The 24,075-nt window shown below is 71.9% G+C and carries 24 protein-coding genes and 1 pseudogene; 8 read left to right on the top strand and 17 right to left on the bottom strand.

Annotated features, from left to right (window positions below):
• Nucleotides 1-51 precede the first annotated feature (51 nt).
• Nucleotides 52-915 carry a LysR family transcriptional regulator gene (locus tag AC07EQ_RS38425; RefSeq protein ID WP_478392732.1) on the top strand — a complete coding sequence of 288 codons (864 nt, stop codon included), beginning with the start codon at nt 52-54 and terminating at the stop codon, nt 913-915.
• Here the strand turns inward: AC07EQ_RS38425 and AC07EQ_RS38430 are convergent.
• Both AC07EQ_RS38430 and AC07EQ_RS38435 read right to left on the bottom strand, forming a co-directional pair.
• The gene (locus AC07EQ_RS38430; protein ID WP_132485159.1) at nt 905-1,087 is read right to left on the bottom strand and encodes a hypothetical protein; all 183 of its coding nucleotides are present in this window, start codon (nt 1,085-1,087) and stop codon (nt 905-907) included. The genes AC07EQ_RS38425 and AC07EQ_RS38430 overlap by 11 nt on opposite strands.
• A 525-nt stretch (nt 1,088-1,612) precedes the next feature.
• Nucleotides 1,613-2,044: pseudogene (locus tag AC07EQ_RS38435) on the bottom strand (IS4 family transposase); the annotation flags it as partial.
• 99 nt (nt 2,045-2,143) lie between these two features.
• Between AC07EQ_RS38435 and AC07EQ_RS38440 the strand changes: the two are divergent.
• A complete protein-coding gene (locus tag AC07EQ_RS38440) occupies nt 2,144-2,545 on the top strand; it encodes a hypothetical protein (RefSeq protein WP_478392733.1) in 402 nt (133 codons plus the stop codon).
• Nucleotides 2,546-2,685: 140 nt separating this feature from the next.
• Here the strand turns inward: AC07EQ_RS38440 and AC07EQ_RS38445 are convergent, their stop codons facing one another.
• The 4 genes from AC07EQ_RS38445 to AC07EQ_RS38460 are packed head-to-tail and all read right to left on the bottom strand — an operon-like array spanning nt 2,686 to nt 5,998.
• Nucleotides 2,686-3,297: a response regulator gene (locus AC07EQ_RS38445; RefSeq protein WP_478392734.1), complete on the bottom strand. Its 612-nt coding sequence runs from the start codon at nt 3,295-3,297 to the stop codon at nt 2,686-2,688.
• Nucleotides 3,298-4,374 carry a sensor histidine kinase gene (locus AC07EQ_RS38450; RefSeq protein ID WP_478392735.1) on the bottom strand — a complete coding sequence of 359 codons (1,077 nt, stop codon included), beginning with the start codon at nt 4,372-4,374 and terminating at the stop codon, nt 3,298-3,300. It abuts the gene before it with no gap.
• Nucleotides 4,371-5,108, bottom strand: coding sequence for an ABC transporter permease (locus AC07EQ_RS38455; protein WP_478392736.1), 738 nt, complete (start codon nt 5,106-5,108; stop codon nt 4,371-4,373). Before AC07EQ_RS38455 ends, AC07EQ_RS38450 begins: the two co-directional genes overlap by 4 nt.
• On the bottom strand, nt 5,105-5,998 hold the full coding sequence (locus AC07EQ_RS38460) for an ABC transporter ATP-binding protein (protein ID WP_478392737.1): 894 nt from the start codon (nt 5,996-5,998) through the stop codon (nt 5,105-5,107). The genes AC07EQ_RS38455 and AC07EQ_RS38460 overlap by 4 nt, the downstream gene beginning before the upstream one ends.
• A 248-nt stretch (nt 5,999-6,246) precedes the next feature.
• On the opposite strand from AC07EQ_RS38460, the gene AC07EQ_RS38465 reads away from it, so the two are divergent.
• Nucleotides 6,247-6,666 carry a CAP domain-containing protein gene (locus AC07EQ_RS38465; protein ID WP_478392738.1) on the top strand — a complete coding sequence of 140 codons (420 nt, stop codon included), beginning with the start codon at nt 6,247-6,249 and terminating at the stop codon, nt 6,664-6,666.
• Nucleotides 6,667-7,034: 368 nt separating this feature from the next.
• On the opposite strand, the gene AC07EQ_RS38470 is transcribed toward AC07EQ_RS38465, so the two are convergent.
• Nucleotides 7,035-7,703 (bottom strand): response regulator, encoded by a 669-nt coding sequence (locus AC07EQ_RS38470; RefSeq protein ID WP_132485147.1) that lies wholly within the window; start codon nt 7,701-7,703, stop codon nt 7,035-7,037.
• Nucleotides 7,700-9,298: a sensor histidine kinase gene (locus AC07EQ_RS38475; RefSeq protein ID WP_478392739.1), complete on the bottom strand. Its 1,599-nt coding sequence runs from the start codon at nt 9,296-9,298 to the stop codon at nt 7,700-7,702. The genes AC07EQ_RS38470 and AC07EQ_RS38475 overlap by 4 nt, the downstream gene beginning before the upstream one ends.
• A 163-nt stretch (nt 9,299-9,461) precedes the next feature.
• On the opposite strand from AC07EQ_RS38475, the gene AC07EQ_RS38480 reads away from it, so the two are divergent.
• Both AC07EQ_RS38480 and AC07EQ_RS38485 read left to right on the top strand, forming a co-directional pair.
• The gene (locus AC07EQ_RS38480) at nt 9,462-10,787 is read left to right on the top strand and encodes a CitMHS family transporter (RefSeq protein WP_478392740.1); all 1,326 of its coding nucleotides are present in this window, start codon (nt 9,462-9,464) and stop codon (nt 10,785-10,787) included.
• Between the two features lie 111 nt (nt 10,788-10,898).
• Nucleotides 10,899-11,711 (top strand): GNAT family N-acetyltransferase, encoded by an 813-nt coding sequence (locus AC07EQ_RS38485; RefSeq protein WP_478392741.1) that lies wholly within the window; start codon nt 10,899-10,901, stop codon nt 11,709-11,711.
• A 58-nt stretch (nt 11,712-11,769) separates the two neighbouring features.
• Here AC07EQ_RS38485 and AC07EQ_RS38490 read toward each other — a convergent pair whose 3' ends face one another.
• The 4 genes from AC07EQ_RS38490 to AC07EQ_RS38505 form a co-directional block, all read right to left on the bottom strand.
• A complete protein-coding gene (locus AC07EQ_RS38490) occupies nt 11,770-11,970 on the bottom strand; it encodes a hypothetical protein (protein ID WP_478392742.1) in 201 nt (66 codons plus the stop codon).
• A 314-nt stretch (nt 11,971-12,284) separates the two neighbouring features.
• Nucleotides 12,285-14,591, bottom strand: a complete 2,307-nt coding sequence (locus AC07EQ_RS38495) for a heavy metal translocating P-type ATPase (RefSeq protein ID WP_478392743.1) — start codon at nt 14,589-14,591, stop codon at nt 12,285-12,287.
• A gap of 14 nt (nt 14,592-14,605) precedes the next feature.
• Nucleotides 14,606-15,568 carry a hypothetical protein gene (locus AC07EQ_RS38500; RefSeq protein WP_478392759.1) on the bottom strand — a complete coding sequence of 321 codons (963 nt, stop codon included), beginning with the start codon at nt 15,566-15,568 and terminating at the stop codon, nt 14,606-14,608.
• A 49-nt stretch (nt 15,569-15,617) separates the two neighbouring features.
• On the bottom strand, nt 15,618-15,827 hold the full coding sequence (locus AC07EQ_RS38505) for a heavy-metal-associated domain-containing protein (RefSeq protein WP_132485135.1): 210 nt from the start codon (nt 15,825-15,827) through the stop codon (nt 15,618-15,620).
• Nucleotides 15,828-16,080: 253 nt separating this feature from the next.
• On the opposite strand from AC07EQ_RS38505, the gene AC07EQ_RS38510 reads away from it, so the two are divergent.
• From AC07EQ_RS38510 to AC07EQ_RS38520, 3 genes are all read left to right on the top strand, one after another.
• Nucleotides 16,081-17,535, top strand: a complete 1,455-nt coding sequence (locus AC07EQ_RS38510) for a UDP-N-acetylmuramoyl-L-alanyl-D-glutamate--2,6-diaminopimelate ligase (protein WP_478392744.1) — start codon at nt 16,081-16,083, stop codon at nt 17,533-17,535.
• Between the two features lie 91 nt (nt 17,536-17,626).
• A complete protein-coding gene (locus AC07EQ_RS38515) occupies nt 17,627-17,926 on the top strand; it encodes a hypothetical protein (protein ID WP_478392745.1) in 300 nt (99 codons plus the stop codon).
• Nucleotides 17,901-18,401, top strand: coding sequence for a DUF4396 domain-containing protein (locus tag AC07EQ_RS38520; protein WP_478392746.1), 501 nt, complete (start codon nt 17,901-17,903; stop codon nt 18,399-18,401). Before AC07EQ_RS38515 ends, AC07EQ_RS38520 begins: the two co-directional genes overlap by 26 nt.
• Nucleotides 18,402-18,417: 16 nt before the next feature.
• On the opposite strand, the gene AC07EQ_RS38525 is transcribed toward AC07EQ_RS38520, so the two are convergent.
• From AC07EQ_RS38525 to AC07EQ_RS38545, 5 genes are read right to left on the bottom strand one after another with little or no spacing between them, the layout of a single operon-like run.
• Nucleotides 18,418-19,167, bottom strand: coding sequence for a class I SAM-dependent methyltransferase (locus AC07EQ_RS38525; RefSeq protein WP_478392747.1), 750 nt, complete (start codon nt 19,165-19,167; stop codon nt 18,418-18,420).
• Between the two features lie 59 nt (nt 19,168-19,226).
• On the bottom strand, nt 19,227-20,798 hold the full coding sequence (locus AC07EQ_RS38530) for an ABC transporter ATP-binding protein (protein ID WP_478392748.1): 1,572 nt from the start codon (nt 20,796-20,798) through the stop codon (nt 19,227-19,229).
• Nucleotides 20,795-21,592: an ABC transporter permease gene (locus AC07EQ_RS38535; protein ID WP_478392749.1), complete on the bottom strand. Its 798-nt coding sequence runs from the start codon at nt 21,590-21,592 to the stop codon at nt 20,795-20,797. Before AC07EQ_RS38535 ends, AC07EQ_RS38530 begins: the two co-directional genes overlap by 4 nt.
• Nucleotides 21,589-22,536, bottom strand: a complete 948-nt coding sequence (locus tag AC07EQ_RS38540; RefSeq protein WP_478392750.1) for an ABC transporter permease — start codon at nt 22,534-22,536, stop codon at nt 21,589-21,591. The genes AC07EQ_RS38535 and AC07EQ_RS38540 overlap by 4 nt, the downstream gene beginning before the upstream one ends.
• Nucleotides 22,536-24,053, bottom strand: coding sequence for an ABC transporter substrate-binding protein (locus tag AC07EQ_RS38545; RefSeq protein WP_478392751.1), 1,518 nt, complete (start codon nt 24,051-24,053; stop codon nt 22,536-22,538). Before AC07EQ_RS38545 ends, AC07EQ_RS38540 begins: the two co-directional genes overlap by 1 nt.
• Between the last annotated feature and the right edge of the window lie 22 nt (nt 24,054-24,075).

The following is a 24,075-nucleotide window of genomic DNA, read 5'->3' on the forward strand; positions in this document are numbered from 1 at the left end:
TCGACCTGCTCTGGTGCTGGTTCGGTGTGGATTCAGCGATATGATCGATGGATGGAATTCCGGCAGGTCGAGCACTTCCTCGCCGTGGTGCGCAGCGGCAGCTTCACCGCCGCCGCGCGGGAGATCCACATCGTCCAGTCGGCGCTGAGCGCTTCGATCCGCAAGCTCGAAACCGAGCTGGGCGCACCGCTTTTCGAACGGACCACCCGCCGCGTGGCGCTGACCGAGGCGGGCCGTGCCCTGCTCCCGGTCGCCCACCGGCTCGTCTCCGACGTGGTCGCGGCGCGCGGTGAGGTGTCCGCGGTCGTCGGCCTTTCCCGGGGCCGGGTTTCCATCGGCATGATCCAGATGCTGACGGTCGTCGACCTGCCGCGCGAACTCGGGGTGTTCCAGTCGCGCTATCCCGGGATCCGGATCCACGTCCGCGACGGTGCCGTGCCCGAACTTTCGGCGGCCGTCGCCGACGGCGAGCTCGACCTGGCCTACCTGGCCGCCGATGGGCCGCTGCCGGGCGAGCTGACCAGCTTCGCGCAGTGGACGCAGCGCATCGTCCTGGTCACCTATCCGGGACATCGGCTCGAACACCGGCGCCGGGTCCGGCTGGCGGAGATCGACGACGAGCCGTTCGTGGACTTCAGCGGGAGCGTGATGCAGGCGATGGTTCGCCGCCGGTTCGCCGATGCCGGGCTCCGGCACAACCCGGTGTGCGAGGCCACCAACGTTCCGCTGCTGATGGAGCTCGTGGCGACGAGGCTGGGCGTCACGATCGTCCCGCAGGCCGTCGCCGAGCGGGCGGGGCTGCCCTTCGCCCGTATCGAAGGCACCGACTTCACCAGGACGATCTACCTGGCCGGGCGGCTGCCGGAACCGACGAACCCGGCGGCACGGGCCCTGCTGGAACACCTCACCGGCTGACGCCATGCCGGCGCGCGGTTTCCACCGGGGCGAGGAGGAGTCCCAGCCCGACGAGCGCGAGGACCATCGCCAGCGTCGTCCCGCCCGTGATGCCGGCGATGAACGCGAGAACCAGGGCGCGCACGGCGAAGATCCGCAGCAGCCGGGCCACGTCGGAGGACGACGTGTCCATTTTCCCTCCCAGGAACCGAAATCCACCGAATCCGCATCAAGTGTTCCCGCCGGTGAACCATCGCGTCCAACACTTCTATTCGCTGCGATCCAGCTGTGAAATCGATCGATGACCGGGCTGTCGAGACCGCTCGGGAGGCGGCGACGGCGCGTACGGGTGGGGTTGGCGTTTTCGCGCGAAACCGTCATTCAGCACGCCTGGGAAACGCCGGTTTCGCGCGAAAACGGCGCGCCGCTGCATAGCGCCGCGACATGCACCGGCATGTAGGACGAGGTCGGGAACAGGCTCTAGAGCCAATACCGCTTACTTAGGTGGTTTTCGTTGGGTCGGGTGAGGCCTGGTGGCGGGGACGATAGTGATCAGTTTGCGGGGTGGTTGTGGCGGCGCCTGGTGGTGTGCTCGTTCGAGTGGCCAGGTGGACATTTTTCGTTTGATCACTCGAGGGTTCGATCGTCGGCGTCGTGGCGGCAGGAGGTGGCGCAGGATCTCGTCACGGTTGTCTGTAGTGATCGTTTCAGGCGTGTCGGGGGAAAAAGCCGCCTGGTCGGTGACCTGACGGCGGATGACGCGCAGGGTGCGGGTGAAGGAGAGCCGGTCGGGATCGGTCTCGGCGACCGTGGCGGTGTCGTGCATCAGCGACCGCAGGGCGTGGTGGGTGAGCAGGAATCCGTAGATCTCTTGCTCCACGCCGGAGGGATGTCGGGAGCGCACGACGAAGTTGTTTCCGCCTTGGTGGGTTTCGATCTCCCACCGTTGGGCATACAGCGCAGCCAGCTCGGTGGCCGGGGCCGCAGCGGGGTCCAGGATGGTGGTCACCAGCCGGTAGACGGCCGGATCGGTGCCGAGGGTGTACTCCACGACCAGGACCGTGACCGGATCAGCGCGTCGATAGTGGTCGCGGGAGGCGACGATCTCCGACAGATACGAGCCGTCATCGAACTGGCGGGTCACGGGCAGGACCGCGGGGCGTGTCAGATGGGTTGTGTATGAGATCACTTTGTGGTTGGAGTGCGAGGTTCAGGAGGGCGGGGCATGCCCTGCCGTATTCTGCGAGCCGTGACGCGCTACGTGGTCGATGCCGGGACCTTGCTGCACATCGTGTCGACCGGTGTGCAGATCAGTCCCGATCACCAGCTTGTCGCACCAAACCCGGTGCGGTCGCAGGCACTGTCGCTGCTGTTCGAGCAGGTCAGATGCGGTGAGCTCGACGAGGTCGAGGCATTGCGAATGCATGAGCGCCTAACTGAGGTAAAGATGCGGCTGCTGGGCGACCGGGTCTCCCGTCGCACAGCCTGGCGGATCGCCCGGGAGCAGGGGTGGGACACTATCGGGGACGCCGAATACCTTGCCGTGACGTGGCTTCAGGCCGATGCGCTGGTCACGATCGATGAGGCATTGGCTCGTCGGGCGGATGGCATCGTTCCCGTGGCGTCGCTGGACGCTCTGAGTTCCTCGTAAGGCGTTCGCAAGCGATCACTCCGGCGATCGCCGGAGCGGCCTACCCGAGCTGAGGGTCGACCATTCTTCGGGATCTGCCCTCAAGGATTTGGATCAAAGGCATCACGGGGCGACTCGTTGATCACGACTCGATACGCGCTCTAGAGCCAGCCGCGCTCGCGGGCGGTGTTGGCCGCCTCGATGCGGTTGCGGGCGCCGAGCTTGGCCATCGCCGTCGACAGGTAGTTGCGGACCGTGCCCTCGGCGAGGCTCAGGCGGCGCGCCAGCTCGGCGTTGCTCGCGCCGGTGGTGGCTTCGCGCAGGAGTTCCCGTTCCCGGTCGGTGAGCGGATCCGCGTGATCCCACGCCGCGATCGCCAATTCCGGTGCCACGACGCGTTCTCCGGCGTGCACGCGGCGCAGCGCCGCCACCAGTTCCGCGATCGGCGCGTCCTTGAGCACGTATCCCGCGACGCCGCTGTCCATCGCGCGCCGCAGGTAGCCGCTGCGGGCGAAGGTCGTGACGATGAGGACCCGCACCGGATCGCCGGCCCGGTGGAGCTCCGCGGCCACCTCGAGTCCCGTTCGCCCCGGCATTTCGATGTCGGTGAGCAGGATGTCGGGCCGGTGCCGCTCGACGGCCGCGAGCGCTTCGTCGCCGTTGCCCGCCGTCGCCACCACGCTGACGTCCGGCTGCAGGTCCAGCAGCGCGGCGAACGCGTCGAGGACCATGCCCTGGTCTTCCGCGAGCACGACCCGGATCTCCTCGCCCATCTAGGTCGCCACCCGCAACGGAACCGCGACGGTGAGCGTGGTCCCCGACGAACCGGTGCGCTGCACCCGGCCGCCCAGCGCGGCGATCCGCTCGCGCATGCCGGACAGGCCGTTGCCCTCCGGCGCGTCGCCGCCGACGCCGTCGTCGGCGATCACCAGCTGGAGCTCGCCGTCCTGGGCCTTCAGCCCGATGTGGCAGGTCGTCGCGGCGGCGTGCCGGACGACGTTGGTCACCGCCTCGCGCAGCGCCAACGCCATTTCGTGCTCGGTGGAACCCACGATCGCCAGTTTCTCATCGCGCCGCACGACGACGTCGACGCCGAGGCTCGACAGCGCGTGGTGCGCCGCCTCCAGCTCGGAGTCGAGGCTGGCCTGCCGCCAGCCCGTGACGGCGTCGCGGATCTCGGTGAGCGCCGCCCGGGCGGTGCTCTCGATCTCGGCGGCTTCGCGTCGTGCCCGTTCGGGATCGCGGCCGATGAGCTCGTTGGTGAGCGCCGCCCGCACCACGATCGCCGTCAGCGAATGGCCGAGGAGGTCGTGCAGATCGCGCGCGATGCGCTCGCGCTCCGCCAGGGTGGCCAGGTGCTCGATGCGCGCGTTCTGGCTGCGCAGTTCCGCCGCGGCGCGGTCCCGCTCGACCCAGTTGATCTGCATCGTCCCGATGGCCCACAGGAGCACCAGCGACGGGATGAGGCCGTAGAGCCGCCAGGGCATCGGCACGATGGAGACCACGGAGAACAGGCTGACCAGCACCGACAGGCCGACGAACCAGCGCAGCGCGGTCCGCCGCGATTCGGAGACGCCCGCGAACGCCGCGGCGTAGACGAACAGCACCGCGGCGCCGGAGTTGACCGGCGTCATGGCCGCGCCGAGCACAGCGGTCGGCACGGTGCACCACCAGCGCGCGCGGGCCGGGCGGTGCCACGCCAGCAGGTACATCGGCACGACCGCGGCCATCACGGCGAACGCCAGCGCCCAGTCCACCCAGGTCGATCTCGGGTCGAACGCCGGGCCCCAGAGCAGGTTCGCCAGGTAGACGAGGTGGATCCAGCGGGCGAGGCGTGCGCAGCTTCTCATGATCGGGCATGACGGTACGACATCGCGGCGAGCGCCGCGGTCACCGCGGTCGCGCCGAGCACGACGAGCGCATGCACTGCGGCCGCCTCGCCGGAGAGCTGCGCGAGCGCCAGCTGGGACAGGTGGTACGTCGGCAGGAATTGCGCGATGTGACCGAAGAACGCGGGCAGGATCTCCAGCGGCATCCACAGGCCGGAGAGCACCGCCGACGGGAACAGGAACGCGTTGAGGATCGCGGCGGTGGCGTTCGATCCGGCCTGGAAACCCACCGCGAGGCCCAGCAGTGCGAACGGCAGCGCGCCGAGGATCAGCACGGCGAAGACGCGCAACAGCTCGACGACCGAGACGTTCAGCGAGCCGGTGAGCGCGGCGGTGGCGGTCATGGCCAGCAGAACCCCGGCCGAGTAGGGCAGCACCGCGACCAGCTTCGCGGCCAGCGTCACACCGATCGGCACGGCGGACACCCGCTTCGCCCGCAGCCAGCCGCGCTCGCGGTCTCCCGCGACGGTGATCCCGGGGTTGGTCAACGACACCGACAGCACGGCGAAGGTCCCGAATGTCGCCAGCATGCCGGTCCCCGCCGGGACCGGGCCGGCCGGGATCCTCCCGTACAGCGAGACGAACAGGGCGAAGAACCCGACCGGCATCACGATGGAGAAGAACAGCGCGGTGGGCTCCCGGAAGATGGCCCGCAGCTCGTCCGCCACCTCGACGCCGAAGATCCTGGCGTTCATGCGGCGCTCCGTCCGGTCAGGCCGACCACGGCTTCCTCCAGGCCGGCTCCCTCGACGCGGAGATCGCTCAGCTGCGGGTCTTCGGCGAGGAGCACGCGCAGCAGCGCCTCCGGGCTGCGGGTGCCCAGGCGGACGTGGTCGCCGTCGCGGCTGATCGACACGACGTCGGGCAGTTCGCGCAGCCGTGCTTGGTCGAGCGCGGTCCTCGCGGTGACCGTGCGGTCGGGCAGCCGGGACATCAGCTCCTCGGGCCGCCCGGCGGCCACGATGCGGCCGCGGTCCAGCACCACCACGCGGTCGGCGACGGCGCCGGACTCCTCGATCAGGTGCGTGGTGACCAGCACGCCGGTGCCGCGCGCGCGGCGCTCGGCCAGCACCTGCCAGAACCGCCTCCGCGCCGGCACGTCGAGGCCGGTGGTCGGCTCGTCGAGCACGAGCAGCGCCGGTTCGGTCACCAGCGCCATGGCCAGCTGCAGCCGCTGCCGCTGCCCACCGGAGAGCTTGGCCGCCCGGCGACCGGCCAGCCCGGTCAGGTCCAGCTCGGCCAGCACCGGGCCCGCCGCGGCGCGGGGGAAACCGCCACGCACGGCGGCGCCGGTGACCAGCTCGCCGACCTTCAGCGTGTTCGGGAACCCGAGCGACTGCTGCACGACGCCCAGGCGCCGCCGGGTCGCGGCGATCCGCGGATCACCGCCGCCGACCCGGATCCGGCCGCCGTCCTGCGGGTGGAGCAGGCCGGTCACCAGGTTCACCAGCGTCGTCTTCCCGGCACCGTTCGGCCCGAGCAGCGCCACGCACTCCCCGGCACCGACGTCCAGGTCCACCCCGTCCAGGGCGCGCATGCCGCCGTACCGGTGGCGCACCGCGCGGACCTCCAACACGTTCTCCATGGCCGATCATGTTCGGCTCACCGCGGTGTTCCGGGTAGTGAGCGGGCGTCACCGGCCAGGAGTGACAAAAGTCAGGTGTGCCGGTTCCGGCCTGGGGCGAGTCGCTCGGTGCTCGGCCGATTACTCCATGCTGTCACAGAGAGTGAGCGTATCCACATATAACGGTTTGATCTCATCCAAATGGGGTAGCTTGCGACGACATGAAACCCCCGAATCTGCGACGCTCCGTAATCACCCTGACTGCCCTGATGATCGGCACCGGTGCCGCCGCCGCCTTCGCTCCCATGGCGGGTGCGGCCACCTCGGTGGAGGACCAGGTCGTCGCCCTGGTCAACAAGGAACGGGCCGGTGCCGGCTGCGGCGCCGTCAAGGTGGACTTCCGGCTCACCAAGGCGGCCCAGGAGCACAGCGCCGACATGGCCAAGCGCACCTACCTCGATCACACCACCCCCGACGGTGTGACCTTCTCGCAGCGCATCTCGAAGGCAGGCCACCCGTCGCCGGGCGCGGAGAACATCGCCCAGGGCTACCAGGACGCCGCCGAGGTCATGTCCGGCTGGATGAAGTCCGACGGGCACAAGGCGAACATCCTGAACTGCTCCAACAAGACCATCGGCGTCGGCCTCGACACCAACGGCGACTACTGGACCCAGGACTTCGGAAGCTGAGCGCCGAGATCCCTTCGGTCGGCACGTTCGTCCGGTGATGTTGCCGCCACCGGACGGATCGACCACGCCCTCGTTCGACAGCACTGCCCGGAAGGCAGCGAACCGCTGGCCCTACTGGCCACGGGACACCCGCGCGACCAGTAACCCCACGCGGCCGCCCCGAAGCGGTCCCCGTGCGGAGGTCCGCAATTTCAATGGAAATCAGACCTTCGATTTCAATGGAAATTGCGGGAAGTCTAACCTGGAAGGGTCATGGCCTCGTCGCGTCAGGCGGTCGTGCCCTTCTTCGCGGTGCGGCCGAACAGCAGTGCCGTCAGTGCGGCACCGGCGACCAGGCGGCAGATGATTGTCCACATGGGACGTGTGAGCTAGCGGGTCGCGGCGATCGGCTCGTACTGGTGCTCGGGCCGGCCGCTGGCGCCGTACCGCAACGTCATGACGGCCCTGCCGTCCTGGGCCAGCGCCGCCAGGTAGCGCTGCGCGGTGGCGCGGGCGATGCCCAGTTCTTCGGCGATCTCCGCCGCGGAGCGGGCGCCGCCGCCGTTGCGCAGCGCGTCGATCACGAGCTGCGACGTCAGGGTGGACTGGCCCTTCGGCGCCGCGGGCCGGTCTCCCTCGTGCAGCAGCCGCACCGCCCGGTCGATCTCCTCCTGGTCGACCGCGCCGCCGGTCACCGGCAGCCGCGAGTGGTAGCGGGCGTAGGCCGTGAGCCGGTCGGCGAGCTGTTCCGCGGTGAACGGCTTGATGAGGTAGTTCAGCGCGCCCGCCGCGAACGCGGCGCGGACGGTGGCGGGATCGGTCGCCGCGGTGAGCATGATCGTGTCGACGTCGAGCTCGGCGAGCAGCGAGACCCCGGCGCAGTCGGGCAGGTAGTTGTCCAGCAGCACGAGGTCCGGGCTGTGCGCGTCGATCAGCTCCCGCGCCTGCGCCGCGGTGTGCGCGGTGCCCAGGACGCGGAATCCGGACACCCGCTCGGTGAACTCCGCGTGCACCTGCGCGACCCGGAAATCGTCCTCCACCACGACAACCCCGATCACACCGTCACCTCCTGAGTGGTTTCGAGAACCTTCGGCAGCACCGCCACGAACACCGTCCCATGCGCCTCGCCGGCATCGGCCAGCCGCACGTCGCCGCCGAGGCTGCGCGCCGCCTGCCGGCACAGTGCGAGACCCAGCCCGTTGCCGTCGTCGCCCTTCGTCGACACGCCTTCGGTGAAGATCTTCTCCCGCAACGGTTCCGGCACGCCGTCGCCGGTGTCCACAACGGACAGGTGCAGCGTCGTGCCGTCGGCGAGCAGGTCCACTTCGACGCGGGCCGGGCGGGCCGATCCCAGCCGCGCCGCGTCGATCGCGTTGTCGACCAGGTTCCCGACGACGGTCATGACCTCGACCGGGGCGATCACCGCCGACGGCACCCAGCTAGTCTCGCCGAGCTCCAGCTCGACGCCGCGTTCCGCCGCGCCCGCCTTCTTGGCAGACAGGAACGCCACCAGGTAGGGATCGCGCACCGCTTCGGTCGCGGGACCGAGCCGGGCGACCGACCCGGAGGAAAGCGCCTGCACGTATTCGACCGCTTCTTGGTGCCGCCCGGTCTGGAGCAGCCCGGAGAGGGTGTGCAGCCGGTTGGTGAACTCGTGCCGCTGGGCGCGCAGCGTGTCGGTCATGCTGCGCACCGATTCCAGTTCCCGGCTGAGCGCCGCGAGATCGGTCTGGTCGCGGAGGGTCAGCACGCTGCCGAGTTCGGTGCCGGCGCGGACCACGGGGCGGTGGTTGACCACCAGCATCCGGTCGCCGGTCACGGTGATCAGGTCGTCGGCGGGCCGGCGTTCGGCGAGGACGTCCCGGAGCCGCTGCGGGATGGCCAGCTCCGCGGCCGGGGTGCCGACCTCGATGGGCGTGTCCAGCAGCCGCTCGGCCTCGCGGTTGCGCACCGAGACACGGCCGTCGGCGTCGACGGCGAGCACGCCTTCGCGGATCCCGAAGAGCACCGCTTCGCGCTGGCGCACCAACTCCGCCAGCTCCTGCGGCTCCAGCCCCAGGGTGCGCCGCTTGAGCATGCGGGTGAGCCACGCCGCCCCGGCCACGCCGACCAGCAGCGCCCCGCCGGTGAACGCCGCGGTGTTCCCGATCAGGCGCAGGAACGCGTCGCTGATGTCCTCGGCGTCGAAGCCGACGCTCACCTGCCCGACGATCGCGCCGTCCGGGGTGCGCAGCGGAACCTTGCCCCGCGCGGAGAGGCCCAGCGTGCCCCGCTGCACGTCGATGACCTCGTGGCCGGTGAGCACCCAGCTCGGGTCGGTGCTGACCGGCTCGCCGATCTTGGCGGCGTCCGGGTGCGCCAGCCGGATGCCGTTGCGGTCGGTGACGACGACGAACAGCGCGCCGGTGGCGGCGCGGGCCCGCTCGGCCTGATCGCGCACCTGCGGCAGGTCGCGGCGCGCGACCGCGCCGCCCAGGTCGCTGTCGGCGGCCACCGAGTGGGCGACGGCGAGGGCGCGCTGGCCGTACTGGTCGACGAGGTTGCGGTCGAGCAGGGAGGCGACGAGGACGAAACCGATCGCGGTGACCAGGGCGATCAAGCAGATCTGAAGGGCCAGGGCCTGCCGCGCGAACCGCATCGGGCGGCGTGACATCCCTCGACTGTACCCGGCGAGCAAAACGCGCAAAACGCGGCGAACGCGGGATAGGCGGACAACGTCGACAACCCTCCCCAAGGTGAACGGGGTCACCTACGGTTCCGCACAACGAAACGCCGTTGTAACGAGGACCACCGTCGGTCCGCGGGGAGGAGGAGCGTTGATCGCGCTGCTCGGCTTGTGCATGGTTACCGTTTTCCTCTACCTGGTGATGAGCAAACGGCTCTCCCCGATGGTGTCGCTGATCGTGGTCCCGGCGGCGTTCGCGGTGCTCGGCGGCTTCGCGCCGGAACTCGGCGACATGATCACCGACGGCATCAAGTCGGTCGCCCCGACGGCCGCCATGCTGCTGTTCGCGATCCTCTACTTCGGCATCATGATCGACGCCGGGCTGTTCGACCCGATCGCCCGCTCGGTGGTCCGGCTGACCCGCAACGACCCGCTGCGGCTGATCATGGGCACGGTCGCCCTGGTGGCGGTGGTGTCGCTGGACGGCGACGGCACGACCACGTTCATGATCACGGTCTCGGCGCTGCTGCCGATCTACCGCAAGCTGGGCGTCAGCCCGGTGCTGATGACCGGCCTGGCCTGCATGACCAACGCGATCCTCAACGTCGTGCCCTGGGGCGGCCCGGCGGCGCGGGCGGCCAGCGCGCTGAAGCTGGACCCGCAGGAGCTGTTCGTCCCGATGATCCCCGCGCTGGTCGCCGGGCTGGCCACCGTGTTCGTCATCGCCTACGCCATCGGCCTGCGCGAGCGCGCCCGGCTGCGCACCGCCGCGCCCGTGCTCGTCGGGGCGGGCGGGCCCGACACCTACCACGGGGGCTCGGCGGACTTCGACGTCCTCGCCCCCGACCGCGAGTCGCTGCGCCCGAAGCTGTTCTGGTTCAACGCCGCGCTGACGATCGCGCTGCTCACCGCGCTCATCATCGGCGTCCTGCCGATCGCGGTGCTGTTCATGATCGGCTGCGGGCTCGCGCTGATCGTCAACTACCCGCGGCTGGAGCAGCAGCGCGCCCGCATCGCCTCGCACGCGGACAGCGTGGTCGCGGTGGTCGCGATGGTGTTCGCGGCGGCGGTGTTCACCGGCGTGCTCTCGGGCACCGGGATGATCGAGCAGATGGCGCACTACCTGCTGACCGCGATGCCGGACGCGCTGTTCCCGTTCTTCAGCATCATCGTCGCGGTGCTGAGCGTGCCGTTCACGTTCTTCATGAGCAACGATGCCTTCTACTTCGGCGTCATGCCGATCCTGGCGGAGGCGGGCGCCCAGCACGGCATCGGCGCGATGGAGATCGCCCGCGCCTCCCTGCTCGGCCAGCCGATCCACATGCTCAGCCCGCTGGTGCCCGCGATGTACGTCCTCATCGGACTGGCGAAGGTGGACCTGGGCGACCACCACCGCTTCGCGATCAAGTGGGCGCTCGTGGTCTGCGCCGTCGTCATCACCGCCGGCCTCGGGCTCGGGCTGATCGCGATTCACTGACCCCGCAAGGGAAATCGACCGGCCGCGGGCCTCACCGGGGAGGCCCGCGGCCGGTGCGGCGCTCGAAATCGGCGTGCGCCGCGGGCCGTGCGCGTGGTGGGATCGAGCCTCGTGCGACCGACGACGAATCCGGTTCCTGAGGGCGACCTGCCGGCTCGGATGGACCAGAACCTGGCCGAGCACGCGTGCCACCTGCACCGGCGTTTGAGCGGCGCGACCGTGGTGGACACCGGCGACCTCGTCGTCGCCGACAGCGGGCTCGACGACGACACCTTCAACATCGTCGCGGCGGCCCGTTTCGCCCCGGAAGCCGCGCCGGCCCGGATCGCCGAGACGATCCGGGCGCTGGCCGCCACCGGCCGTCCGTTCTCCTGGTGGGTGGGCCCGGCCGCCGAGCCGGCGGACCTGAGCGCCCTCCTGGCGGATGCCGGTCTGCCGGCTGCCGAGCGCGAGACGGCGATGTGGGCGGAACTCGGCGATTCCCTGCCGCAGCCGCGTGCGGAGCGGCTGGAGATCCGCCCGGTCACCACGCCCGAGCAGCTCGCCGACTACGCGACGGTGCTCGCCGCGAACTGGGATCCGCCCGCCGACACGGTGCGTCGCTTCTTCGTCCTGGCGGCCCCGCAGGCGCTGGCCGCCGATTGCCCGGCTCGCTACCTGGTCGGCTACGTGGCGGGCCGGCCGGTCTGCTCGGCCGAGGTGTTCTGCCACGCGGGAGTCGCCGGGATCTACAACATCTGCACCCTGGCCGACCACCGGCGGCGCGGCTACGGCGGGGCCATGACGCTGGCGACGCTCCACGCGGCCCGCGCTGCAGGCCACCGCATCGCGGTCCTGCAGGCGTCGGCGGACGGCGAGCCCGTCTACCGCCGCCTCGGGTTCCGCTCCTGTGGGCAGTACACCGAGCACGCCATCACCGGCTGACGCCCGTGAGTCTTTTGGGCTGCTCTGGCGACCCAAAAGACTCACGGCCGCTATCTCGTCACTTCCGCGGCGTGCGCCGGCAGGCCGCCAGCGCGGTGGCGGTGACTTCGACGGCCACTTCGCCGAACGCTCCGCGCCGCCGGAGCCCGGCCCTGGCGGCGGGCACGAGCCGGTGGCAGCAGAGGTGCACGGCGGCGGCCAGGTTCCCGTGCACCTGTCCGCGCTGGAAAGTCCGTTGTAGACGGATGAGGGTGCGCATCGATCGTCCTTCCGCGGCGAGGCCCGGGGTGCTCCCGCAGAGCAGGGGCCATGGATGTTTCGGAGTGCTGAAGAGGTCGTTGGTGGGGCTCCGTCACCCGAAGTGGCGAACCCGCGTGCTGGCTGCGCGGGGTGGCGTTTTCGCGCGAAACCGTCGCCCGGCAGGCGTGGGGGACGCCGGTTTCGCGCGAAAACGGCGTCCACGACCCCCGGCTCGCCGGAACGCTGCTCGGAAGTGGTGGCCCTGCGTCACCCGGAAAGCGGATGAGCGGTCCCGGCCGGACCGGAACCGCTCATCGGTGTGCCCGCTTGCGGTCAGCCGCGGAGGGCGGCCGCCGGAACCGCTTCGCGCTCGGTCGCGCCGGGCAGCGGTTCCTCGGTGATGGTGCTGCGGAAGCGGCGCAGCCGGAGGCTGTTGCCGACCACGAACACCGAGCTGAACGCCATCGCCGCCCCGGCGATCATCGGGTTGAGCAGCCCGGTCGCGGCCAGCGGCAGGGCCGCGACGTTGTAGGCGAAGGCCCAGAACAGGTTGCCCTTGATCGTGCCGAGCGTGCGGCGGGAGAGCCGGATGGCGTCCACCGCGGCGCGTAGGTCGCCGCGCACCAGGGTCAGGTCGCTGGCCTCGATGGCGACGTCGGTGCCGGTGCCCATGGCCAACCCGAGGTCGGCCTGGGCGAGCGCGGCGGCGTCGTTGACGCCGTCACCGGCCATGGCCACCACGCGGCCCTCGGCCTGCAGCCGCTTGACCACGTCGACCTTGTCCTGCGGCAGGACCTCGGCGATCACCTCGTCGATGCCCACCTCGGCCGCGACGGTGCGCGCCACGGTCTCGTTGTCGCCGGTGAGCAGCACCGGCTTCAGCCCGAGCTTGCGCAGTCCGGCAATGGCCTCGGCGGACGTCGGCTTGACGGTGTCGGCGACCTCCAGCACCGCCCGGGCGGCACGGTCCCACGCCACGGCGACGGCGGTGCGGCCCTGCCGTTCGGCGTCGGCCTGCGCCGCCGCCAGCTCCGCGGTCAGCGACTGGCTCCACTGCTCCAGCAGCGCCGGCCGCCCGACGAGCACGGCGTGACCGTCGATGACCGCCTGCACGCCCAGACCCTCGACGTTGCTGAACTCCTCGACGGCGGGCAGCTCGCCCACGCGCTCGGTCGCGCCCCGGACGATCGCCTTGGCGATCGGGTGCTCCGACGCGTTCTCCGCCGCACCGGCCAGCCGCAGCACCACGTCCTCGTCGATCCCGTCGGCGGCGTGCACCGCGACGAGCGACATCTGTCCACTGGTGACGGTGCCGGTCTTGTCGAGCACGATGGTGTCGATGCGCCGGGTCGATTCCAGCACTTCCGGGCCCTTGATGAGGATGCCCATCTGCGCGCCGCGCCCGGTGCCGACCAGCAGCGCGGTCGGGGTGGCCAGGCCCAGGGCGCACGGGCAGGCGATGATCAGCACCGCGACGGCGGCGGTGAAGGCCGCCGCGGCACCGGCACCGGTGCCGAGCCAGAACCCGAGCGTCACCACGGCCAGCCCGATGACGATGGGCACGAACACCGCGGAGATCCGGTCCGCCAGCCGCTGCACCGCGGCCTTGCCGTTCTGCGCGTCCTCGACGAGCTTGGCCATCTGGGCCAGCTGGGTGTCGGAGCCGACGCGGGTGGCGCGGACGACCAGCCGGCCGCCGGCGTTGACGGTGGCGCCCACGACGGTGTCGCCGGCCCCGACCTCCACGGGCACGGACTCGCCGGTGAGCATGCTCGCGTCGACCGCCGAGCTGCCCTCCTCGACGACGCCGTCGGTGGCGATCTTCTCGCCGGGCCGGACGACGAACCGGTCGCCGACGGCGAGCTGATCGGTCGGGATGCGGACCTCGCGGTCGCCGCGCAGCACCGCGACGTCCTTGGCGCCGAGTTCCAGCAGCGCCCGCAGCGCGGCACCGGCCCGGCGCTTGGAGCGGGCCTCGAAGTAGCGCCCGGCGAGGATGAACGTCGTGACCCCGGCGGCGACCTCGAGGTAGATGTTGCCGTCGCCGCTCATGCGCTGGATGGTCAGCTCGAACGGGTGGGTCATGCCGGGGACACCGGCCGTGCCGAGCAGCAGGGCGTAGAGCGACCACAGGAAGGCGGCCAGCGTGCCCATGGAGATCAGCGTGTCCATGGTGGCCGCGCCGTGGCGCAGGTTCGTCCACGCGGCCTTGTGGAACGGCCACGCGCCCCACACCACGACGGGTGCGGCGAGGGTGAGCGAGATCCACTGCCAGTAGGTGAACTGCAGGGCAGGCACCATCGCCAGCACGATCACCGGAACCGACAGCACGGCCGAGGCGATCAGCCGGTCCCGCAGGGACTTCGTCGGGTCCGCGGGCTCGGTCTCGTCCACTTCGGACTGGTGGGGTGGCAGCGGCAGTTCGGCGGAGTAGCCGGCGGCCTCGACCTGCTCGACCAGTTGATTCGGGTCGAGTCCCTCGGGGTAGCTGATCTTGGCCTTCTCGGTGGCGTAGTTGACCGTCGCGGTGACGCCGTCGAGCTTGCCGAGCCGCCGCTCGATCCGGGCGGCGCAGGAGGCGCACGTCATGCCGCCGATGGCCAGTTCGATCTCCGCGGTGGGACTTGTCTCAGTGCTCATCGGAGTTCTCCCGTTCACCCGTGACCGCCGTGGCCGTCCCCGGTGGGGGCGGGGTTGTGCTGCCCGTCCGCCGGTTCCTGCGCGTTGACTGTGAATTCCGCGGTGCGGACGGTACCGCCGTGCTGGAAGTCCAAGAACAGCCGGTAGGTGCCACCGGAGGGCACCTCGGCCTGGAAGGCGATGCCCGGCCCGGCCGGGGTGCGTCCGTCGCCGGGCGAGCCGGTCGGATGCACGTGCAGGTAGGCGAGGTCGCCGGTGCGCAGCGCGACGAGGTGGCCGTAGGCCGCAAGGTAGGGCTGCAGGTCGGTGACCGGGATCCCGTCCTCGCTCACCGTCAGGGTGACCGGCGAGGACCGGCCGGCGACCAGTTCGCCGTCGAGGCGGACCTGGTAGCCGTCGACCTCGGCGAGCCGGGACGGGGCGGTGGTGATGGGGGAGAAGGCGCCCGGCGCGGACACGTCGACGCCCAGCGTCCGGCCCTCGCCGCCGGTCGGTGTGAAGTCGGCGAACACCCGGTAGGTCCCGGCGCCGGGCAGGCGCATCGGCACGTGCCAGGTCCCGTCCGGGGACATCTCGGGGTGGAGGTGCTGGTATCCGGCGGTGTCCCGGCGGACGACGATCAGGTGCATCCGCTTGTCGTGCTCGACGTCGAACCGGGTGACCGGTCGTCCGTCGGCGCCGGTGATGCGGAAGGAGAACTCGTCGGTGGTCTCCGGCGCGAGCAACGTCGTGGTGGGCGCGAGGGTGTAGCCGCCCCTGGTCGACGTCAGTCCGGCTGGAGTCTGGTCCTGCGTGGCTTCCGCGACGGTGCCGCTGTGGTTGCCCGCTTCCCCGGCGTTCCCATCGCCGGGGTGTCCGGCGTGCGCTTGCGCGGTGCCGGGCGTGAGCGGGCCGACAGCGGTTCCGGTGATCCACGCCCCGCCGAAGCCGAGCGCGACCACCGCACCGTAGGCGGCGAGCTTCGCTGCTGTGTTCATCACGACCCTTTCGTGCTGGATCCGCGCGGCGGCGGATCCGTTCGGCGCCTCAGCCGGCGGCCAGTTCGTATCCGGCTTCCTCGACCGCTTCGCGCACGTCCGCGTCGCTCACCGGTTCGCCGCTGCGCACGGTCACGGCGCCGGTCGGCAGGTCCACGCGGACGTCCGAGACCGAGCCGATCTTGGTGATCTCCTCGGTCACCGACCGCACGCAGTGGTCGCAGGTCATGCCGGTCACGGTGTAGTTGGTCTCGATCACGTCGCCGTCCCTTCCGCTGGGTCTCCGCCGGCTCGTCGCCGACGCGTCCATTTATACCCTAGGGGGGTACTGTAGTCAACGCGGGTGGGTCGCACCACGCGTCACTTCCGCTTCTCCCGTGGTCACGGCGATTCGCGGGCGGGCGGCGTCGGGTCGACACTGCAGACCGGATGCGCGGACGGCTTGCGTCGATTCGGGAAGTTCACGGTGACGCGGAATGGAATGCGGTTGTCAGCACGGGGGAATCAGCCTCGTGAAGGCCACTCAGGACCTTCCCGAGGCCGAGCTGCGCGGGGCCGCCGACGTCCTGGACGTCACAGCGGACAGCAGGTGGGTGAGACGGGGCGCGCTGTTCTGCGCGGTGCCCGGAGCGCACGTGGACGGGCACGACTTCGCGGACGAGGCGGTGGCGGCGGGAGCCGGCGCGCTGCTGGTGCGGCGGTTCGTCGACGCGCCGGTGCCGCAGGTGCGGGTTCCCGCCGTGCGGCCGGCGGTGGGGCCGGTGGCCGCCGCGGTGCACGGGCATCCGGCGGACGCGCTGGCGGTCGCCGCCGTGACCGGCACGAACGGCAAGACCACCACGGTGCACCTGATCGAGGCGGCGCTCGCCGCCGCCGGGTACCGCACGGGCCTGGTGTCCACGGTGGAGGCCCGGATCCCCGGGGCGCGCAACCCCGCGGCCCTGACCACCCCGGACGCCGCCGAGCTCCAGCGGACCCTGTGCCGGATGCGCGCGGCGGGCGTCCAGGCGGCGGCGATGGAGGTGTCCTCGCACGCCGTCGACCAGCACCGCATCGACCCGGTCACGGCCGAGGTCGCGGTGTTCACGAACCTCAGCCCGGAGCACCTCGACTACCACGGCACCACGGAGCAGTACTACGCGTCGAAGGCGGCCCTGTTCACCCCGGGCGCCTGCCGCCGAGCAGTGATCAACATCGACGACGCGTGGGGGCGGCGGCTGGCGGCTCAGGCGCGGGTGCCGACGGTGACCGTGGGCCGCGCCCGCCTGGCGGACGTGCGGGTCGACGCGGCGACCTCGACGCCCGGCGGGATGCGGGTCCTCGTGCGGGACGGGCGCGACGAGGTCGAGCTGACCACGCCCGCCTGCGGGGGACAGCCCGCGAACCTGGCCGCCGCCTACGCGGCGGCCCGCCTGATGGGGGTGTCCCGGCGGGACGCGGCGGCCGGCCTGGGCGCGGCGCCGCCGCCCGGCCGGTACCAGCGGGTGGACGCCGGCCAGCCGTTCCAGGTGGTGGTCGACTTCGCCCACACGCCGTCCGCGCTGGCCCAGCTGATCGCCACCGCGCGCCGGGCGAACCCGGCCGGTCGCGTCCACCTGGTGGTGGGCGGCGCGGGCAACCGGGACCGGTTCAGCCGCCCGGACATGGGGCGCATCGCGCTGGCCGCCGACACCGCGATCTTCACCGCCGACGACCCCTACGACGAGCGGCCCGGGGAGATCATCGCCCAGATGCTCACCGGCACGATCGGTCGCGGCGGCGCGGAGGTGCTGGTGCAGGAGGACCGCAGGCGGGCGATCACCGCGGCCGTCGAGCGGGCCGAGCCCGGTGATGTGGTGCTCATCGCCGGCCGGGGCCACGAGCGCTACCAGACGGTCGGGGGAATCCGCTTCCCCTTCAGCGACGTCGCCGTCGCCGAAGCCGCGCTCGCCGGCCGGGTTCCGCGCGTGAGCCGCCACGGCGCCTAGGCGCAGGAGGTCACCACGGCGTTTCCTCGCGCCGATCGACAGCCTTCGCTCGCCCTCGTGCTCGTCGACGTGCCCCGCCGAGACCGCCAGCGTGCTCTCCATCAACCAGATCGTCCGCAGCATCGGCTTCAGCACGGGCAGCGCCTTCGCCGGATTCCTCCTCGCCGCAGCAACCCCCGCCGAAACCCTGCTCCCCACGCTGGACGGCTACATCTTCGCCGCAACTGCCCCACGGCGGCAACGTCCTGACCCACGACACCTGGGCGGCGGCCAGTGCGTCGCACCGCTCGGGTTGGCAATCCATACCCCCGTTGGGTATACAGGGAACCGCTCGCCGAACACCGTCGTCGAGGGGAATGCGAATCATGGCCGGCCACCCGGAAACCCATGACCACCACGGACACGCGGATCATCGGCCGCTGACGGGACGGGCGCTGACCCGGTCCGCGATCTCGGCCACCCTGCACTGCCTGACCGGCTGCGCGATCGGCGAGGTGCTCGGCATGGTCATCGGCACCGCGCTGGGCCTGTCGAACGTGGCGACGATCGTGCTGGCCGTGGTGCTGGCGTTCGTGTTCGGCTACGGCCTGACGATCCTGCCGGTGCTCCGCTCAGGGCTGGCCTTCGGTGCCGCGCTCGGCGTCGCGCTCGCCGCCGACACCCTGTCGATCACCGTGATGGAGATCGTGGACAACCTGATCATGGTGGTCATCCCCGGCGCGATGGACGCCGGGCTCACCAGCCCGCTGTTCTGGGGCTCCCTGGTGGTCGCCCTGGCGATCGCCTTCGTGCTGACGGTGCCGGTCAACCGGGTGCTGATCGCCCGAGGCAAGGGGCACGCGGTCGCGCACGAGTACCACCGCTGATCGCGAGCGCGCGGCGTCAGGGCAGCTGCGCCGGCCGGGCGCCGAGGAGGAAGAAGTCCGCGCTGACCGGTCGCGCATATCCGGGGAGGAGCCGCTCGTGGCGCGTGCCGCACTGGAATCCGGCCGCGGCGAGCAGGGCCCGCGCTCGGTCCGCCGTCAGGCCCGCCCAGTGCGGCGTCGCGTGGCCGATCTGCGCGTAGTCGCGCAGGAGCAGCCAGGGGAAGCGGTGGTCGCCGCCGGGCCGCAGCGACGCGATGAGCCGGCGGAGGTCGTGGCGCCAGGTGTGCCAGACCCCGTCGGCGAGCAGCAGGCCGCCGCCGGGTTTGACGACCCCGCGCCAAGCCCGCAGCGCGGCGACCGGATCGGGCAGCGTCCACAGGACGTAACGCGAGGTCACGAGGTCGAACTCGGCGTCCAGCGCCGCGACGTCGTGGGCACCGCAGGCGACGGCCCGCACCGCGACACCCCGGCGCCGCGCTTCGGCGCGGGCGTAGCCGAGCATCGTGCCGGAGGCGTCGATCGCGGTGACGTGGTGCCCGAGTTCGGCCAGCAGGGTGGAGAGGAACCCGGTGCCGGTACCGACGTCGAGCACTTCGAGCGGCCCGTCGCGCCGGCCGAGCAGCTCGACCAGGGCCTTCTCGCAGGTCGCGCGCCACGCATCGCGTTTGTCCTGCGCGTAGTCCTGGTAGAAGCGGTCGTACGCCGGGGCCCGGCGATCCCAGTTGTCGCGGACCGCATCGATCGCCGCTCGCAGGTCGTTGCTCATCGGTACCGCCCTTCTGGTCAGTCGCGAGTGTAGTTGCGAATGGTTTGCAACAACGGCCGTCAGGTTCCCCGGTCCGTGGCGGCCGCGCCGCAGTTCGCGCCGGCCACGAGGTCGCGCGCGATCGCGGTTCGCGGCCGGGCGAGCAGCTCGTGGGTGGCGGCGTGCTCGACGCGGTGGCCCGCTTCGAGCACGTGGATCTCGTCGGCGATGCCGGCGATCGCGGGCAGGTCGTGGCTGATCAGCACCAACCCGACCGCGGTGGTGCGGGCGGCCTCGGCGAGCAGGTCGAGCAGCTCCGCCTGGTTGATCAGGTCCTGGCCCGAGGTGATCTCGTCGCAGATCAACGCGGCGGGCCGGGCGAGCAGCGCTCTGGCCAGCGCCGCCCGCTGCAACTGCCCGCCGGAGAGGGCATCGGGCCGCCGCGCGGCCTGCGACGAGGTGAGCCCGAGCGTGGCGAGCACGTCCGCCGCCTCGGCCCGGGCCTGCTCGCTGCTGAGGCCGCGGGCGAACTGCGCGGTCCTGGCGATCTGGGCGTCGACGGGCCGGAACTCGTCGAAGGACGCGCGGGCGTTCTGGTGGACGTACTGCACTCGCGTCCGCTGCCGCCGGTCTCGGCGCCGGATGTCGGCGGCCAGCGGTACGCCGTCCAGCAGCACCTGCCCGCTGTCGGGGCGGGTCAACCCGGCGAGGCAGCGGGCGAGGGTGGTCTTGCCCGCCCCGGAGCGCCCGACGATCGCGACGCACCGGCCGGACGGCACGTGCAGGTCCACGCCGTCGAGCAACCGCTTGCCGTTCGCCGTCTTTCCCAGCCCGCGCGCGTGCAGCCCGGACGCCGGGTCCGCTGCGCGCGGAACTCGCGGCGCGTCCGGCAGGCGCGGTTCGGCCGCGAGCAGGCCCCGGGTGTAGGCGTGGGCCGGCTCCTGCGGCAGCCGGCTCGCCGGGCCCCGCTCGACGATCCGCCCGTCCAGCAGGACGACGATCTCGTCGGCGAGCCGCCGGGCGAGCGTGAGGTCGTGGGTGAGCAGCACGGCGGCCGTGCCGCGGTCCGCGAGCCGGGTCAGCGCGGCGACGGTCTCGGACTTGGTGATGGCGTCCAGCCCGGTGGCCGGTTCGTCCAGGACGAGGACCTCGGGTCGGCCGATGAGCGCCTGGGCCAGGGCGACCCGCTGCTGCTGCCCGCCGGAGAGCTGGTGCGGGTAGCGGCGGAGGAACCGGACCGGATCCAGCTGCGCGGCCTCCAGCGCCTCGGCGATCGCCGAGGCGCGCGCCTCGCGCGTGCGGTGCCGAACGGCGGCCAGCTCGTCCAGCACGCCGCCGATCTTGCGCACCGGGTTGAGCACGCCGGCGGGATGCTGCGGCAGGTACCCGATCACGGTCGCGCGGGTCGCCCGGCGCCGCGCGGTGGACAGCGCGAGCAGGTCGGACCCGCGCAGCTCGACCCGCCCGGCCAGCGCGATCCCGGGGTGGTGCTCGCCCTGCAACGCCAGCCCCAAGGTCGTCTTCCCGGCGCCGGATTCGCCGATCACGACGGTGATCTCGCCGGGCCGGACGTCGAGGTCGATGCCGGTCAGCAGCCGGTGTTCGCCGGAGAACGCCCGTAGTCCCCGAACTCGGAGGATCGGTGTGCTCATCGGACCTCGTTCCGGCGCAGGAGTGCCTGATCGACCAGCAGGTTGGTGCCCATGCACAGCGACACCAGCAACAACGCCGGGACCAGGACGGCGAACGGCTGGAGGAAGAGGGCCTCCTTGTTGCGTTCCACCAGCACCGCCCAGTCGCTCGCGGACGGCGCCAGGCCGAGCCCCAGGAAGTTCGCCGAGGCCAGCAGGTAGAGCACGAGGCTCAACCGGGTTCCGGCATCGACGAGCACCGGCCCCAGCACGGCGCGCCCGAGGTAGCCGAGGCGGATCCGCCACCAGGGCTCGCCCTGCATCGTCATCGCCTCGACCGCCGCCCGGCAGCCGGGAGCCAACGCGGCGCTGCGGACGATGCGGACCACGGCGGGCAGTTGAAGCACGGCGATGGCCACGATCAAGGTCGCCACGCTGCGCCACCCGGCGGCGGCCAGCACCAGGAGCACGAGCAGGCCCGGCAGCGCGAGCAGGAAGTCCAGTGCGCGCAGCAGGAAACCGTCGGCCCAGCGGCTGCGGCGCCCGGCGGCGAGCAGCGCCAGCGGAACGCCGAGAAGGTAGGCCAGCACCAGCGACAGGCCGGTGAGGGCGACGATCGAGGCGCCGCCGCTGAGCGCGAGCGCGAGCACGTCCCGGCCCAGAACATCGGTCCCCAGCGGGAAATCGGGGCCGGGCGGCCGCAACGGGCCGGCGGCGGAGCGCACCGGACCGGCCAGCAGCGGCCCGAGCAGCGCGACGAGCACCGGAACGCCGAACAGCACCGATCCGAAGACGACGGCCGGACGCGGGCTCACGCGACCACCTCCCGTTGCGGGACGAGCCGCCGGGCCACGACGTCGGCGCACAGGTTGAGCGCGATCGTGGTCGCCGCGAACACCAGCGCGTACCCCTGGACGGCGGGCAGATCGCGGGCCATGACCGCGCCGACGAACCCGGAACCCATTCCCGGCAAGGCGAAAACGGCCTCGACGACCACCACGCCGCCGAGCAGCCCGTCGACGGCCCGGGCGAGCTGCTGCACCGCGGGGCCGAGAGCATTGGGCAGCACGTGCCGGAGGACGACGGTGCGTTCGGACAGGCCGTGCAGCCGCACGTGCATGGCGTACTCGGCGCAGTCGGCCTCCACGACCCCGATGCGGACCTGGCGCGCCAGGGCGCACAACTGCTTGCTCACCAGGACGCCGACCGGCAGGACGAGCACCGCCGGTTGCGCGGCGAGCGCCCAGCCCGACGCGCCTGCCGCGGTGGCCGGGAGCCAGCCGAGCTGGAGGGCGAACAGGGCGATCAGCAGGAGCGCGAGCGCGAACTCCGGGATCGAGTTGAGCATGACGACCGCGCCGTTCAGCCCGCGGTCGAGCAGCGAACCCGGGCGCAAGCCGGTGCCGATGCCGACCGCCAGCGCCAGCGGGATCACCACCGCGAGCGCGAGCAGGGCCAGCAGCGCCGTCGTGGTGAATCCCCGGGCGATCTCGTCGGAGATGGCGGCGCCGGTCAGCAACGACGTGCCCAGATCGCCTTGCAGCACACCGGAAAGCCAGTCGGCGAAGCGCTCCCAGAGCGGCCGGTCCAGCCCCAGCTGCTCGCGGAGCACGGCCACCTGCTCGTCGGTGGCGTGCTCGCCCAGGACGACGACGGCGGCATCGCCAGGCAGGATCGACGTCAGGGCGAACACGGCGACCGCCACCGCCGCGAGTTGCAGCGCGGCGATCACCAGCCGCCGCACCAGGAATCCCGCCATCAACCCAGCGACGCCCGGTCGAACCGCGCCCAGTCCAGGGAGTTGGGCGGGGCCGCCCGGACCCCGGAGAGCGCACCGGCGGTGGCGACGTTCCAGTCGCTGAACCCCCACACCAGCAGGCCGCTGTTGTCCCGGGCCACGCGCTGGGCGTCGGCGAGCAGCCGCGCCCGCTCCGCCTCGTCCGGACTGCTCATCGCCCGCGCGAACAGCGAGTCGAACTCCGGCGACCGGTACCCGGTGTAGTTGTTGCTGCCCGCGTCGCCGCGCATGCGCTGAGCCATGAAGGTCGTCAACGGCAGGGGAGCGGTCCTGGTGTGCGCGGCGACGCCGGCGGTCTTGATGTCGGAGAAGTACGTCTCCGACGGCCCGATCCGCGGGGTGGCGCGCAGCCCGATCTCGCCCAGCTGTTCGCCGAGCAGCGTCGCCGCCGACTCGAAGTACGGGTCGGCGGCGCTGGTGAGCAGCTCGAACTCCAGTCCCTCCGCCCCGGCTTCCCGCACCAGCGATCGGGCCGGCCCGAGATCCCGTTCGCGCTGCGGCAGGTCCTGCGGGTAGTACTTCAGGCCCTTGCCGAACAGGTCGTTGCCGATCTGGCCGCGCCCGCTGAGCGCGACGTCGAGCAGCGCGCGGCGGTCCACACCGGACGCGACCGCCCGCACCAACCGGGGATCGTTGAACGGCGCGCGATCGACCTTGAGCGCGACGGCCTGCATGGTGCCGCCGGGCGCGGCGAGCACCCTCGCGCGGCCGTCGTTCTGCAGCAGGCTCGCCGAGTTCGCGCTGATGTCGTGGGCGTAGTGCACCTGGCCCGACATCAGCGCGGCGACGCGGGCGCTTTCGTCGTTGATGGGAACGAACTCCAGCTCGGCGGGTTTCGGGGCGCCTTCCCAGTAGCCGTCGAACCGGGCGAACACCGCGGGCCGGCCGGGCTGGAACGAGGCGAACCGGAACGGGCCGGAGCCGGCCGGCGCGGTGAAGTCCGTGGTCCCGGCGGGCACGATCTCGGTGGCGGGCGCGCCCCACGCCGAGGGGAACTCGAAGTTCGGGGCCCGCAGCACGAGTTCCAGCTCGCCGGCCGAGCGCGCGCGGCTGGCGCTGAAGTCGACGGTGGCGAACTGCCACCGCGCCGGCGATGCGGTGGCGGGGTCGGCGACGCGGCGGTAGCTGTAGAGGACGTCGTCGGCGGTGACCGGCCTGTTGTCGTGGAACCGGGCGCTGCGCAACCGGATCAGCCACCGCGTCCCGGTCGCATCGGGCTCCCACGATTCGGCCAGGCGCGGCACGACGCTCATGTCGTCGGCGTAGCCGACCAGCGTGTCGAACAGCGCTTTCGCCCTCGCCTGGTCGACGAACAGCGAGCTGGTGTGCGGGTCGAGCGATTCCTTCGCGCCCGACGTCGGGAACGCCACCCGCAGCCGTCCGTTCGAGCCGCCCGCGCCACCGCAGGCGGTCAGCGACGCGACCGCGAGCGCCCCCAACGCACCCTTGAACAGCTTCCGTCGACTGACGCCGGTCACCTTCGCATCTCCTTCCTCAGTG

It is taken from the genome of Saccharopolyspora sp. NPDC045839 (genome assembly GCF_056431645.1).

Excerpts from the sequence above, each read along its gene's own strand:
- AC07EQ_RS38425 (WP_478392732.1), top strand. The coding sequence starts at position 52 with ATGGAATTCCGGCAGGTCGAGCACTTCCTCGCCGTGGTGCGCAGCGGC.
- AC07EQ_RS38430 (WP_132485159.1), bottom strand. The coding sequence starts at position 1,087 with ATGGACACGTCGTCCTCCGACGTGGCCCGGCTGCTGCGGATCTTCGCC.
- AC07EQ_RS38445 (WP_478392734.1), bottom strand. The coding sequence starts at position 3,297 with ATGGGCGAGGAGATCCGGGTCGTGCTCGCGGAAGACCAGGGCATGGTC.
- AC07EQ_RS38450 (WP_478392735.1), bottom strand. The coding sequence starts at position 4,374 with ATGAGAAGCTGCGCACGCCTCGCCCGCTGGATCCACCTCGTCTACCTG.
- AC07EQ_RS38455 (WP_478392736.1), bottom strand. The coding sequence starts at position 5,108 with ATGAACGCCAGGATCTTCGGCGTCGAGGTGGCGGACGAGCTGCGGGCC.
- AC07EQ_RS38460 (WP_478392737.1), bottom strand. The coding sequence starts at position 5,998 with ATGGAGAACGTGTTGGAGGTCCGCGCGGTGCGCCACCGGTACGGCGGC.
- AC07EQ_RS38465 (WP_478392738.1), top strand. The coding sequence starts at position 6,247 with ATGATCGGCACCGGTGCCGCCGCCGCCTTCGCTCCCATGGCGGGTGCG.
- AC07EQ_RS38475 (WP_478392739.1), bottom strand. The coding sequence starts at position 9,298 with ATGTCACGCCGCCCGATGCGGTTCGCGCGGCAGGCCCTGGCCCTTCAG.
- AC07EQ_RS38490 (WP_478392742.1), bottom strand. The coding sequence starts at position 11,970 with ATGCGCACCCTCATCCGTCTACAACGGACTTTCCAGCGCGGACAGGTG.
- AC07EQ_RS38495 (WP_478392743.1), bottom strand. The coding sequence starts at position 14,591 with ATGAGCACTGAGACAAGTCCCACCGCGGAGATCGAACTGGCCATCGGC.
- AC07EQ_RS38500 (WP_478392759.1), bottom strand. The coding sequence starts at position 15,568 with ATGAACACAGCAGCGAAGCTCGCCGCCTACGGTGCGGTGGTCGCGCTC.
- AC07EQ_RS38520 (WP_478392746.1), top strand. The coding sequence starts at position 17,901 with ATGGCCGGCCACCCGGAAACCCATGACCACCACGGACACGCGGATCAT.
- AC07EQ_RS38525 (WP_478392747.1), bottom strand. The coding sequence starts at position 19,167 with ATGAGCAACGACCTGCGAGCGGCGATCGATGCGGTCCGCGACAACTGG.
- AC07EQ_RS38530 (WP_478392748.1), bottom strand. The coding sequence starts at position 20,798 with ATGAGCACACCGATCCTCCGAGTTCGGGGACTACGGGCGTTCTCCGGC.
- AC07EQ_RS38540 (WP_478392750.1), bottom strand. The coding sequence starts at position 22,536 with ATGGCGGGATTCCTGGTGCGGCGGCTGGTGATCGCCGCGCTGCAACTC.